The following is a 12,233-nucleotide window of genomic DNA, read 5'->3' on the forward strand; positions in this document are numbered from 1 at the left end:
AGACAACGATCCGTTGTCGGCTTTGAGCAGAACATCAACTGAAGAGTGTGCTTGTTCGCTCGAAACCATTAGGGTTTCGGTGGTCATAGCGTAAGGGAAACGCCCGGTTACATTCCGAACCCGGAAGCTAAGCCTTACAGCGCCGATGGTACTGCAGGGGGGACCCTGTGGGAGAGTAGGACACCGCCGAACAATCTTTGGAGGACCCCTGGTCCCAGCGACTCGCTGGGACCAGGGGTCCTTTTCGTTTTTCCAGGGCGCGCCGGGTACCCGGCTGCGCGAGAATGATTTGCGGTACCGAAGACAGGAGTCACCGATGTCCCCCAACTCTCCCGACGAGCGTCCCGAGCGCGACCAACGGCGACGGGACAGCGGTGACCGCGGCGGATACCGCGGGGGGCCGCGCCGCGCTGACGAGCGCGGTGGTTACGGCGACCGCGGCGGTTACGGCCGACGTGACGACCGCCGTGGCGACGACCGCGGCGACCGTGGCGACCGCGGCGACCGTGGTGGCTTCCGCCGCGATGACCGGCGTGACGATCGGCGTGATGACCGTCGTGACGATCGTCGTGACGATCGGCGTGATGACCGTCGCGACGATCGTCGTGATGACCGTCGCGACGATCGTCGTGATGACCGTCGTGGCGACGACCGTGGCGGGTTCCGCCGCGACGACAGCCGAGGCGACCGCGGAGGACGGCCGTCCTTCCGCCGTGACGACCGGTCGGCTGGCCCGCGCCGCGACGACCGTGGCGGGTTCCGCCGTGACGGCGACCGCCCCGCCTTCCGTCGCGATGACGACCGTGGTGGCTACGGCCGTCGCGATGACGACCGTGGTGGCTACGGCCGCCGTGACGACGACCGGGGCGGCTTCCGCCGCGAGGAGCGCCGCGACGACCGGCGTGACGACCGGCGCGACGATCGACGTGACGACCGAGACCGTGGCTTCCGCCGTGACGACCAGCGCGGCGGTTACGGCCGACGCGACGATCGGCGTGATGACCGGCGTGACGACCGCCGCGGCGACGACCGTGGCGGCTTCCGCCGCGACGAGCGCCGTGACGACCGCGGTGGTTACGGCGACCGCGGCGGTTACGGGCGGCGTGACGACCGGCGTGACGACCGGCGTGACGACCGCGGCGACCGCGGCGGCTTCCGCCGGGACGACAGCCGCGGCGACCGCGGAGGCTTCCGTGGACGGGACGACCGCGGTGCGCGCGGCCCCCGTCGCGATGACCGTGGCGGCCGCCCCGGTGGCTTCCGTGGGCGTGACGACCGGCGCGGTGACGAGCGGCGCGGTGACGAGCGGCGCGGTGGTGGCCGGTTCCGGGACGAGCGGGACCGCGACCGCGAGCCGATCAAGCGGCTGCCGATCCCCGAGGACGTCACCGGCGACGAGATCGACAAGGACGTACGGCAGGAGCTGCAGAGCCTGCCGAAGACGCTCGCCGAAGACGTCGCCAAGAACCTCGTGATGGTCGCCAGGCTCATCGACGAGGAGCCCGAGCGCGCATACGGGTACTCCAAGGTGGCGCTGCGTCTCGCGTCCCGGGTCGCCGCCGTGCGCGAGGCGGCCGGCTTCGCCGCGTACGCCAACCAGAAGTACGGTGAGGCACTCGCCGAGTTCCGGGCCGCCCGGCGCATGACCGGGAACATCGAACTGTGGCCCGTCATGGCCGACTGCGAGCGCGGTCTCGGCCGGCCCGAGAAGGCGCTGGACATGGCCGGAGCGCCCGAGGTGTACAAGCTCGACAAGGCCGGTCAGGTGGAGATGCGGCTCGTCGCGGCCGGTGCGCGCCGGGACATGGGGCAGCTCGACGCCGCCATCGTGACGCTGCAGAGCCCGGAGCTGGCGTCCAACGCGGTGCAGCCGTGGACCGCGCGCCTGCGGTACGCGTACGCCGACGCGCTGCTTGCCGCAGGCCGGGAGCCCGAGGCGCGCGAGTGGTTCGCCAAGGCCGTCGAGTCGGACAAGGACGGCAGCACGGACGCCTCCGACCGGCTCGCCGAGCTGGACGGCGTGGAGTTCGTCGACGCGCTCGACGAGAGCCATGACGACGCCGAACCCGGCGAGGAGTCCCAGGATGCCTCCACCGGGAGCGCCACCCGCGAGAGCCCCGGCGCCGAGGACGCCGAGGACGACAAGAGCTGACGGCACCGAGTGAAGGGGCGGGGGCGTGACCCCCGCCCCTTCCCGGCCGTCAGGACGTCAGTGCCCGCAGCACCAGTCCCGACGCGGGCTTGGGGCCGAACGACGTCGACTTGCGCGGCATAGTCACGCCCTGCCGGGCCAGTTCGCGTACGACGTCCTCGCGGACCGGGTGCATCAGCACGGCCGTGCCGCCGTCGCGCTCGGCCTTCTCGACCGTCGCGGCGGTGTCGTGGATGTAGGCGATGTGCTCTGGCGAGTCCTCGGGGATGCGCCAGACATGCTCCAGCAGGGTGGCGTGCAGGACCGTCGCGTCCAGGGTGCGCCAGGCCTCCGGGCGGTCACCCGGGACCGTGCGGGCCAGCAGGTCGGGGGACGGCCGGTCGACCAGATGGAAGGCGCCGTCGCCCGCCAGCAGGAAGGCGTTCCCGGCGCAGGCCGCGTCGGCCAGCGCCGCCAGCGCCTGCTCCAGCGGGACACACAGCCGACGTACGCGGAACAGGCCCGTGAGGGCGGGCAACGCCTCGGACACCGGGAGGCGGTGCAGCAGGCGGTGGATCGCGCGGACCCTCAGGGGGTAGCGGGCGGTGTCCACCAGGAGGACCAGGCCGTAGTCCCAGGGGCTGGGGGAGGAGTGCTCCGCGCGCAGACGCACGTACGTCGCCCAGCGGTGGTGGCCGTCGGCGATCAGAGCCTGGTGCCGGGACAGATCCGCCTGGATCTCCGCGAGGTCGGCCGTATCCGTCACCGTCCACAGACGGTGGCTGAAACCGTCCTCCGTGGTGGTGCACAGCAGCGGCGGGCGCTCGGCGGTGCGTTCGATCACGGCGGTCGCCCCGGCCTCGGCGCCGTTGCCGCGGTAGGTGAGCAGCAGAGGTTCGAGGTTGGCCGAGGTGGCCCGCATCAGGGCCGCACGGTCGGCGACCACATGTGGCATGACGTCCTCGTGGGGCAGAACCACACCCTCAGAGGGCCCCGACACGCGGAGGGCTCCGATGATGCCGCGCTGCAGCAGACCGCTGCCGCGCTGCTCGTAGACGTACAGACCGGGCTCGGCGTCGGTGGTCAGGACGCCCTCGGCGAGCCAGCGGTGGAGGGTGTCGGCCGCCTGCTTGTTGCGGGCGGCGGGGGTGTCCGCCTGGGGAAGGATCAGGCGCACGATGTTGTGCGGATCGGCCGACTCCAGATGGAGTAGCCCGTCCGGGCGCACGACGACGTCGTACGGCGGAGAGGTGACCGCGGCGAGGCTGCCGACACGGTCGGGGTCGTAGCGCAGGCCCCGGAAGGGCACCAGTTCTAGGCCCGTGTGCGTCGTTACGTCCCGGCGACCTGCAGTGTTCATTGATGCATCGTAAGTGCGTCGGTGCCATGCGCGATGATCGGGGGAAAGCGAGTCAACGAGGAGCGATGCGGAATGAGCCAGACCGTCAGGACGCGGCCCGAGGGCAGTGCGCGGCCCTTGAGCGAGGGGTACGACACGGCGCTGCTCGACCTGGACGGGGTGGTGTACGCGGGTGGAAGTGCCATCGCCCATGCCGTGGAGTCGCTCGGTGCCGCCCGCGCGGGCGGGATGCATCTGGCGTACGTCACGAACAACGCGCTGCGCACTCCGGACGCGGTGGCCGCGCACCTCACGGAGCTGGGGATACCGGCAGAGGCCTCGGACGTGATCACCTCGGCGCAGGCGGTCGCGCGGCTCATCGGTGAGCAGGTGCCCGCGGGGGCGCGCGTGCTGGTCGTCGGCGGGGAGGGGCTGCGCGTGGCGCTGCGGGAGCGGGGGCTCGTGCCCGTCGAGTCGGCCGACGACGACCCGGTGGCCGTGGTGCAGGGCTATGGCGGCCCCGAGCTGCCCTGGGGGCGCTTCGCGGAGGCCTGCTACGCCATTGCCCGGGGGCTGCCGTGGTTCGCGTCCAACACGGATCTGACGATCCCCGGCGCGCGTGGGATCGCGCCGGGGAACGGCGCGGCCGTGGAGGTCGTCCGGATCGCGACCGGTGCCGAGCCGGAGGTGGCGGGCAAGCCGTTGCCGCCGATGCACCGCGAGACGATCCTGCGGACCGGCGCCGAGCGGCCGCTGGTGGTCGGGGACCGGCTGGACACGGACATCGAGGGCGCGTTCAACGGAGAGGTGGACTCGCTGCTCGTGCTGACGGGTGTGACGGACGGGGCCCAGTTGCTCGCCGCGCCGTCGCACCAGCGGCCGACGTATGTGGACGCGGATCTGCGTGGGCTGCTGACCGGGCAGCCGGACGTGGCAGCGGCGGGCGACGGCTTCCGCTGCGGTGGCTGGACGGCGACGGCGGGGAAGGACCGGCTGGAGCTGGAGGGCGACGGAGAGGCGCTGGACGGTTTGCGGGCCCTGTGCGCGGCGGCCTGGACGGCGGCCGGTGAGGGATCGTGCGAGCTGGACGGGGCGAAGGCGCTGGCGCGGCTGGGACTGTGAGCCACGAGGGCCACCACATCGAGAGGTGAAGCGAGGGTAGGCTAACCTAACCTCGTGTTGGTCGACAGTCCTCCCGAACCGCGCGCGGAGACCGCCCCCGCGCCCTCAACCCCCTGGGCGATACGGGCCGTTGGGCTCCTGGCCTCGGTCCTGATCCTGGCGCTCGTCGCGTCGGCGAGCATCGCGATCGGTGCGAAACAGCTGTCGCCTGCCCAGGTCTGGCACGGCCTTCTGCACGACTCGGGGACGTATGCCGACGTCGTGGTCGGCGACCGGCTGTCCCGTACGGTCCTCGGGCTGCTCGCGGGTGCGGCGCTCGGTCTGTCCGGTGCCGTCCTCCAGGCGCTCACCCGCAACCCGCTGGCCGACCCCGGGCTGCTCGGCATCAACGCGGGCGCGTCCGCCGCGGTCGTCACCGCCATCACGTACCTCGGTGTCACGAGCCTGAGCGGCTACGTCTGGTTCGCCCTCCTGGGCGCGGCCGCCGTCGGGGCCCTGGTGTGGTTCCTGGGCGGCAGCCGGGGTGCGACGCCGGTGCGTCTCGCGCTCGCCGGCACGGCGATCAGCGCCGCGCTCTACGGCTATCTCCAGGCCGTGATGATCACGGATGACGCGGCGCTCGGCAGGATGCGCTTGTGGACGATCGGTTCGCTGGCCTCGGCCACCGACGCGACCATCGCACAGGTCCTGCCCTTCCTCCTGGCCGGTACGGTCCTGGCGCTGGCCCTCGCCCGGCCGCTGAACGCGGTGGCGATGGGCGACGACACCGCCCGGGCGCTGGGCGCGCGCCTCGACCGGACCCGCGCCCTGGCCCTGGCCGCCGCCACCGTGCTGTGCGGGGCCGCGACCGCGGCCTGCGGGCCGATCGTGTTCGTCGGGCTGATGGTCCCGCACGTCGTGCGGTCCTTCACCGGCCCGGACCTGCGCTGGATCCTGCCGTACGCGACCGTCCTGGCGCCCGTGCTACTGCTCGGCGCCGACGTGATCGGCCGCATCGTCGCCCGGCCCGCCGAACTGCAGGTCGGGATCGTCACCGCGGTCATCGGCGGTCCGGTCTTCATCCTCCTCGTACGACGGCGCAGGACGGCGCAGCTGTGAAGACCACCCGCACCTCCGCCACCCGCACCCTCGCCCTCGCCCTCCGTACCGGCGGCGGGCTGTCCGTCCGGTTCCACCCGCGCGCCCTGACGGTCCTCGCCCTGCTGCTGGCCGCCGCGCTCGCCGCGAGCGTCCTGCTGATCGGCACCGGCGACCTCACGATTCCGGCCGGGGACGTCCTCAGGGCGCTGGCCGGCAACGGCCAGCCGGTCCAGGAGTTCGTCGTCACCGAACTGCGGCTGCCGCGCGTGCTCGTCGGTCTGCTGGTCGGCGCCTCGCTCGGGCTGGGCGGCGCACTGTTCCAGTCCATCTCCCGCAATCCGCTGGGCAGTCCGGACGTGCTCGGTCTCGGGCAGGGATCGACGGCCGGCGCGCTCGTGATGATCGTGCTGTTCTCCGGGAGCGCCACCGAGGTCGCCGTGGGCTCGCTCGTCGGCGGCCTGCTGACCGGCCTCGCCATCTACCTGCTGGCCTGGAAGCAGGGCGTGCACGGCTACCGCCTGGTCCTGGTCGGCATCGGCGTCTGCGCCCTCGCCACGGCGGTCAACGGCTATCTGCTCACCAAGGCCGACATCGTCGACGCGGCCCGCGCGGTCGTATGGATGACCGGCTCCCTGGACGGCCGCGACTGGAGCCAGGTCTGGCCCCTGCTCACGCTGTGCGCCCTCCTCGTACCGCTCGTCCTCGGCAATGCGCGGGGGCTGCGGATGACGGAGATGGGCGACGACGTCTCGGGCGCCCTCGGGATACGCGTCGAGCGCGTACGGCTGCTGCTGATGGTGTCCGCGGTGCTGCTCACCGCCGGTGCCACCGCCGCCGCGGGCCCGGTCGGCTTCGTCGCGCTCACCGCGCCGCAGCTCGCCCGCCGACTGACCCGCTCACCCGGACCGAACCTCATGCCCTCCATGGTCATGGGCGCCACCTTGCTGATCGTCGCCGACCTCGCCTCGCAGCGGGTCTTCGGCGCGGACCAGCTGCCCGTGGGCGTGGTCACCGGGGTCCTCGGCGGCGTCTACCTGCTGTGGCTGCTGGTCACCGAGCGCAGGGCCGGCCGCATATGAGCGCCGCGAACGGACCGGACGCCCCCGACACAGCCGGACACTCCAGACGCAGCCGGACGCCCCCGACACAGCCGGACACCCCCGACGCAGCCGGACGCCCCCGACACAGCCGGACACACGACACAAGGAGCACCGTGCACCGCCTCGCCGCCGACCGGGTCACCCTCGCCTACGACCAGCGCGTGATCGCCGAACAGCTGTCCGTGGAGATTCCCGACCGCTCCTTCACCGTGATCGTCGGGCCGAACGCCTGTGGCAAGTCCACGCTGTTGCGCGCCTTGTCCCGGATGCTCAAGCCGTCCCAGGGGCGCGTGCTGCTGGACGGGCAGGTCATCCAGTCGATGCCCGCGAAGAAGGTCGCACGGACCCTGGGGCTGCTGCCGCAGTCCTCGATCGCGCCCGACGGGATCACCGTCGGCGACCTCGTGGGCCGCGGCCGCTATCCGCACCAGGGCATCCTGCGCCAGTGGTCGCGCGAGGACGAGCGGGTCGTCCAGGAGTCCATGGCGCAGACCGGCGTCGCCGAACTGGCCGACCGCTACGTCGACGAACTCTCCGGCGGACAGCGGCAGCGCGTGTGGATCGCCATGGCGCTCGCCCAGCAGACGCCCCTGCTGCTGCTCGACGAACCGACGACCTATCTGGACATCCAGCACCAGATCGACGTGCTCGACCTGTGCGCGGAGCTGCACGAGGAGCAGGGGCGCACCCTGGTCGCCGTCCTGCACGACCTGAACCACGCCGCCCGGTACGCCACCCACCTCATCGCCCTGCGGGGCGGAGAGGTCATCGCCGAGGGCGCCCCGCACGACATCGTCACGGCCGAGCTGGTCGAGGAGGTCTTCGGGCTGCGTTGCCAGGTCGTCGACGACCCGGAGACGGGAACGCCGCTGGTGGTGCCGGCGGCACGCAGGACACGCGGGCGTGCGGCGGCCAAGGAGGCGTCCTGACGGTGGACGGGCCGCCTGGGGCCTACAGGAGCTTCCTGAGCCGGAACAGGTCGAGCAGGGCCGCCTCCAGCCTCACCCGGCCCGAGCCCCAGGCCTTGGCGAAGTTCAGTTCGCCGTCGACCATCGACACCAGGTCGTCGCCGCTCATCGCCAGTCTGATCTGGGCCTTCTCGGTCGGTGGCCCCTGGACCGTGTCGAGCACCTCGATCCGGCCGCCCCTGAGGCGGCCGACGAAGGTGACGTCCAGGTCGGTGACACGGCAGCTGAGCGAGCGGTCCAGGGCCGCCGCCGCACGCACGTCCCCGTCGGCAGCCGCCAGGTTCTCCGAGAGCTTGTCGAGTGCGCTGCGGCACTCCTCAATCGTCGCCATCGTGAGCGACGGTACCCCAGTGCTTCGCGGTAGCGTCGGGGCATGAGTGACTGCGTGCCCGAGGGCGAGCTTCCAGCGCGAGCGGCGGAAGCGGAGCTGGACGTTCCGGGCGATACCGCGTACGAGCAGGAGTACGACCCGGCCGCGCCCACCCGCCTGAACGTTCCCCGGACCCCCACCGGCAACGCCGATGTCGACGCCCAGCTGGAGCGACTGGCCGACGCCGACCACCTCGCCACGGACGGTCATGTGGAGGTGTACGAGGATGTACATCGGGGCCTGCGCGACGCGCTCACCGCGCTCGACGCCCGTCCGGGACCTCCGGAGCCCCCACGCCCGTACGAGAACAGGAGCTGAACCGAACGTGGCAGGAGTCGCACGCCGCCGTCTCGACGCGGAGCTGGTCCGCCGGAAGCTCGCACGCTCGCGCGAGCACGCCGGCCAGCTGATCGCCGCGGGCCGGGTCACCGTGGGCAAGACCGTCGCGACCAAGCCCGCCACCCAGGTGGAGACCGCGGCCGCCATCGTCGTCGCGCAGGACGAGGGCGACCCCGACTACGTCTCCAGGGGCGGCCACAAGCTCGCGGGCGCCCTGACGGCCTTCGTGCCGCAGGGCCTGAAGGTCGAGGGGCGGCGGGCGCTGGACGCCGGCGCGTCCACCGGAGGCTTCACCGACGTCCTGCTGCGCGCCGGTGCCGCCCATGTCGTCGCCGTCGACGTCGGGTACGGACAACTGGCCTGGTCTCTCCGGAGCGATGAACGCGTCACCGTGAAGGACCGTACGAACGTACGCGAGTTGACGCTCGAAGCGATCGATGGGGAGCCTGTGGATCTTGTCGTGGGGGATCTGTCCTTCATTCCGCTGGGGCTGGTGCTGCCCGCCCTGGTGCGGTGCACGAAGCCGGACGCCGACCTGGTGATGATGGTCAAGCCGCAGTTCGAGGTGGGCAAGGAACGGCTGGGCAGCGGCGGTGTCGTGCGCAGCCCGCAGCTGCGCGCCGAGGCCGTGATCGGGGTGGCCGAGCGGGCCGCCGAACTGGGGCTCGGCGTGCAGGGCGTGACGGCCAGCCCGTTGCCCGGACCCTCGGGCAACGTCGAGTACTTTCTGTGGCTGCGAGCCGGAGCACCCGCGCTGGACCCGGCCGACGTTGACCGTGCAGTGGCGGAGGGGCCGCGTTGACACAGAACCGAGCTCGTACTGTATTCCTGCTCGCCCACACCGGACGGCCCGCGGCCATCCGCAGCGCCGAGCTCGTAGTCAAGGGGCTGCTGCGCTGCGGGATCGGCGTACGCGTGCTGGAGGCCGAGGCGGCCGACCTGCCGTTGCCGGACGAGGTGGAACTCGTCAAGGAGGCCACTCCGCAGTCTCTCGACGGATGCGAGCTGCTGATCGTGCTCGGCGGGGACGGCACCCTGCTGCGGGGCGCGGAGTTCGCCCGCGCCTCCGGGGTGCCGATGCTCGGTGTCAACCTCGGCCGGGTCGGCTTCCTCGCCGAGGCCGAGCGCGACGACCTCGACAGGGTCGTCGACCGGGTCGTGATGAAGGCCTACGAGGTCGAGGAGCGCATGACCGTCGATGTCGTCGTCCACAAGAACGGCGACATCGTGCACACCGACTGGGCGCTCAACGAGGCGGCCGTGCAGAAGGTCTCCGCCGAGAAGCTCCTGGAGGTCGTCCTGGAGATCGACGGGCGTCCGGTGACCGGGTTCGGCTGCGACGGCATCGTGTGCGCGACCCCCACCGGGTCGACGGCCTACGCGTTCTCGGCGGGCGGACCCGTGGTGTGGCCCGAGGTGGAGGCGCTGCTGATGGTGCCGATCAGCGCGCACGCGCTGTTCGCCAAGCCGCTCGTGACCTCGCCGAACTCCGTGCTCGCCGTGGAGGTGCAGCCGGACACGCCGCACGGGGTGCTGTGGTGCGACGGGCGGCGGATGGTGGAGCTGCCGCAGGGGGCGCGGGTGGAGGTGCGGCGGGGAGCGGTGCCGGTGCGGTTGGCTCGGCTGCACCACGCGTCGTTCACGGACCGGCTGGTGGCCAAGTTCGCGTTGCCGGTGTCCGGGTGGCGGGGGCGGCCGCACTGACCGCTGTGGGCGGTCCGCCGACCGCGGGCGCGGTCCCCGCGCCCCGGGAGGGCGCGCGGTATACCTCCCGGGGGTGATATGTGCGCTCGGCCCGTTTCTGTCACCTGCGCCTTCTCGCAAGCAGGGCGGGGGCCGTCGCACACCCGCGGTCCGACCTCGTAAGGTCTTGTCCGTGTTGGAGGAGATGCGGATACGGTCGCTCGGAGTCATCGACGACGCGGTCGTCGAACTGTCGCCCGGCTTCACCGCCGTGACCGGTGAGACGGGCGCGGGCAAGACCATGGTCGTCACCAGCCTCGGCCTGCTGCTCGGCGGGCGGGCGGACCCGGCGCTCGTACGGATCGGTGCGAAGAACGCGGTCGTGGAGGGGCGGATCGCCATGCCCCGGGGCGCCTCTGCCGCCGTACGCGCGGAAGAGGCCGGGGCCGAGCTCGACGACGGGGCGCTGCTCATCAGCCGTACCGTTTCCGCCGAGGGACGCTCGCGGGCGCACCTGGGCGGGCGTTCCGTGCCCGTCGGCGTGCTCGCGGAGCTGGCCGACGAACTGGTCGCCGTGCACGGGCAGACCGACCAGCAGGGCCTGCTCAAGCTGTCCCGGCAGCGGCAGGCGCTCGACCGGTACGCGGGTGACGCCGTGGCGGTGCCGCTCGCCAAGTACGGGGAGGCCTACCGGCGGCTGCGGGCGGTCTCCGCCGAGCTGGAGCAGATCACCACACGCGCCCGTGAGCGGGCCCAGGAAGCCGACATGCTGCGCTTCGGGCTCGATGAGATCGCGGCCGTGGAGCCACGGGCCGGCGAGGACGTGGAGCTGGCCGAGGAGGCCGAGCGGCTCGGGCACGCGGAGGCGCTCGCGTCGGCGGCGACGGCAGCGCACGCGGCGCTGGCGGGCAATCCGGAGGACCCCGAGGGCGTCGACGCGGCCACACTGGTCGCGGGCGCGCACCGGGCCCTGGAAGCGGTGCGGTCGCACGATCCGGCGCTGGCGGGGCTCGCCGACCGGATCGGGGAGATCGGGATCCTGCTGGGCGATGTGGCGGGCGAGCTCGCCGGGTACGCCGACGACCTCGACGCGGACCCTCTGCGGCTGGCGGCCGTGGAGGAACGGCGGGCCGCGCTCAATACGCTGACCCGGAAGTACGGCGAGGACGTGGGCGCCGTGCTGGCCTGGGCCGAGCAGAGCGCCGCGCGGCTGACCGAACTCGACGGCGACGACGAGCGGATCGAGGAGCTGACCGCCGAGCGGGATGCGCTGCGCGCCGAACTGGGCGGGCTGGCACAGGCGTTGACGGACGCGCGCGCGGAGGCCGCCGAGCGGTTCGCCGCCGCCGTCACCGCCGAGCTGGCCTCGCTCGCCATGCCGCACGCGCGCGTGTCGTTCGAGATCCGGCAGACGGACGACCCCGAAGGCGTCGAGGTCGGCGGACGTACGGTCGCGTACGGGCCCTCGGGCGTCGACGAGGTCGAGCTGCTGCTCGCACCCCACCCCGGCGCGCCGCCGCGGCCCATCGCCAAGGGCGCTTCGGGCGGTGAGCTGTCGCGGGTGATGCTCGCGGTGGAGGTCGTGTTCGCGGGCACGGATCCCGTGCCGACGTACCTCTTCGACGAGGTCGACGCGGGCGTCGGCGGCAAGGCGGCGGTCGAGATCGGCCGTCGGCTGGCCCGGCTCGCCAAGACCGCGCAGGTCGTGGTCGTCACCCACCTGCCGCAGGTGGCGGCGTTCGCCGACCGCCAGCTGCTGGTGGAGAAGACGAACGACGGGTCGGTGACCCGCTCCGGGGTGAAGGTCCTGGAGGGCGAGGACCGGATCCGTGAACTGTCCCGGATGCTCGCGGGCCAGGAGGACTCGCAGACGGCACGGGCGCACGCGGAGGAGCTGCTGGCGGCGGCCCGGGCGGACGTGTAGGAGGAGACACCGTCGGGCGGCTCTCTCGGGGGCGTGCTCGGAGGGCGTGCTCGGCGGCATGCTCGGAGGGCGTGCTCGGAGGGCATGGGACGGCGGTAACCCCCGCTCACCTGCCCAACGCCACCCGAAAGCGCTGCGCCTTTCACCCATGTGAGTGACCACTTCCCTCCCCGGCCG

12 protein-coding genes and 1 rRNA gene are annotated in these 12,233 nt (G+C 72.6%); 11 read left to right on the plus strand and 2 right to left on the minus strand.

What is annotated here, in order from left to right; translation table 11 throughout:
* Positions 1-75 precede the first annotated feature (75 nt).
* The 3 genes from rrf (at position 76) to ASC56_RS41225 (ending at position 2,152) form a co-directional block, all read left to right on the plus strand.
* A 5S ribosomal RNA gene (rrf, locus tag ASC56_RS18600) occupies positions 76-192 on the plus strand.
* 182 nt (positions 193-374) lie between these two features.
* Positions 375-1,475: a hypothetical protein gene (locus tag ASC56_RS41220; RefSeq protein WP_199836035.1), complete on the plus strand. Its 1,101-nt coding sequence runs from the start codon at positions 375-377 to the stop codon at positions 1,473-1,475.
* Positions 1,367-2,152, plus strand: a complete 786-nt coding sequence (locus ASC56_RS41225; RefSeq protein ID WP_199836034.1) for a tetratricopeptide repeat protein — start codon at positions 1,367-1,369, stop codon at positions 2,150-2,152. The genes ASC56_RS41220 and ASC56_RS41225 overlap by 109 nt, the downstream gene beginning before the upstream one ends.
* Positions 2,153-2,201: 49 nt before the next feature.
* On the opposite strand, the gene ASC56_RS18610 is transcribed toward ASC56_RS41225, so the two are convergent.
* Positions 2,202-3,491 (minus strand): DUF1015 domain-containing protein, encoded by a 1,290-nt coding sequence (locus tag ASC56_RS18610; protein ID WP_055492589.1) that lies wholly within the window; start codon positions 3,489-3,491, stop codon positions 2,202-2,204.
* A 72-nt stretch (positions 3,492-3,563) separates the two neighbouring features.
* Between ASC56_RS18610 and ASC56_RS18615 the strand changes: the two genes are divergently transcribed.
* From ASC56_RS18615 to ASC56_RS18630, 4 genes are all read left to right on the plus strand, one after another.
* Positions 3,564-4,592, plus strand: coding sequence for an HAD hydrolase-like protein (locus ASC56_RS18615; protein ID WP_055492590.1), 1,029 nt, complete (start codon positions 3,564-3,566; stop codon positions 4,590-4,592).
* 54 nt (positions 4,593-4,646) lie between these two features.
* Positions 4,647-5,690: an iron ABC transporter permease gene (locus ASC56_RS18620; protein WP_055492591.1), complete on the plus strand. Its 1,044-nt coding sequence runs from the start codon at positions 4,647-4,649 to the stop codon at positions 5,688-5,690.
* Complete coding sequence (locus ASC56_RS18625) at positions 5,687-6,751, plus strand: iron chelate uptake ABC transporter family permease subunit (RefSeq protein WP_055492592.1); 1,065 nt, start codon at positions 5,687-5,689, stop codon at positions 6,749-6,751. Before ASC56_RS18620 ends, ASC56_RS18625 begins: the two co-directional genes overlap by 4 nt.
* 134 nt (positions 6,752-6,885) lie before the next feature.
* The gene (locus ASC56_RS18630) at positions 6,886-7,701 is read left to right on the plus strand and encodes an ABC transporter ATP-binding protein (protein WP_055492593.1); all 816 of its coding nucleotides are present in this window, start codon (positions 6,886-6,888) and stop codon (positions 7,699-7,701) included.
* Between the two features lie 22 nt (positions 7,702-7,723).
* On the opposite strand, the gene ASC56_RS18635 is transcribed toward ASC56_RS18630, so the two are convergent.
* On the minus strand, positions 7,724-8,071 hold the full coding sequence (locus tag ASC56_RS18635; protein ID WP_055492594.1) for an SCP2 sterol-binding domain-containing protein: 348 nt from the start codon (positions 8,069-8,071) through the stop codon (positions 7,724-7,726).
* Positions 8,072-8,113: 42 nt separating this feature from the next.
* Here ASC56_RS18635 and ASC56_RS18640 point away from each other — a divergent pair, with 42 nt between their 5' ends.
* The 4 genes from ASC56_RS18640 to recN all read left to right on the plus strand — a co-directional run bounded on the left by ASC56_RS18640 (position 8,114) and on the right by recN (position 12,056).
* On the plus strand, positions 8,114-8,428 hold the full coding sequence (locus tag ASC56_RS18640; protein WP_107309290.1) for a hypothetical protein: 315 nt from the start codon (positions 8,114-8,116) through the stop codon (positions 8,426-8,428).
* 7 nt (positions 8,429-8,435) lie between these two features.
* Positions 8,436-9,251: a TlyA family RNA methyltransferase gene (locus tag ASC56_RS18645; RefSeq protein WP_055492595.1), complete on the plus strand. Its 816-nt coding sequence runs from the start codon at positions 8,436-8,438 to the stop codon at positions 9,249-9,251.
* Positions 9,248-10,153: an NAD kinase gene (locus ASC56_RS18650; protein WP_055492596.1), complete on the plus strand. Its 906-nt coding sequence runs from the start codon at positions 9,248-9,250 to the stop codon at positions 10,151-10,153. Before ASC56_RS18645 ends, ASC56_RS18650 begins: the two co-directional genes overlap by 4 nt.
* A 184-nt stretch (positions 10,154-10,337) precedes the next feature.
* Positions 10,338-12,056 (plus strand): DNA repair protein RecN, encoded by a 1,719-nt coding sequence (gene recN, locus ASC56_RS18655; RefSeq protein WP_055492597.1) that lies wholly within the window; start codon positions 10,338-10,340, stop codon positions 12,054-12,056.
* Positions 12,057-12,233: the final 177 nt, after the last annotated feature.

Source organism: Streptomyces sp. TP-A0356 (assembly GCF_001417775.1).
In the GTDB taxonomy this organism is placed as follows: Bacteria; Actinomycetota; Actinomycetes; order Streptomycetales; family Streptomycetaceae; genus Streptomyces.

Coding starts and splice junctions, on each gene's coding strand:
- recN (WP_055492597.1), top strand. CDS start 10,338: ATGCGGATACGGTCGCTCGGAGTCATCGACGACGCGGTCGTCGAACTG.
- ASC56_RS18640 (WP_107309290.1), top strand. CDS start 8,114: ATGAGTGACTGCGTGCCCGAGGGCGAGCTTCCAGCGCGAGCGGCGGAA.
- ASC56_RS18610 (WP_055492589.1), bottom strand. CDS start 3,491: ATGAACACTGCAGGTCGCCGGGACGTAACGACGCACACGGGCCTAGAA.
- ASC56_RS18635 (WP_055492594.1), bottom strand. CDS start 8,071: ATGGCGACGATTGAGGAGTGCCGCAGCGCACTCGACAAGCTCTCGGAG.
- ASC56_RS18615 (WP_055492590.1), top strand. CDS start 3,564: ATGAGCCAGACCGTCAGGACGCGGCCCGAGGGCAGTGCGCGGCCCTTG.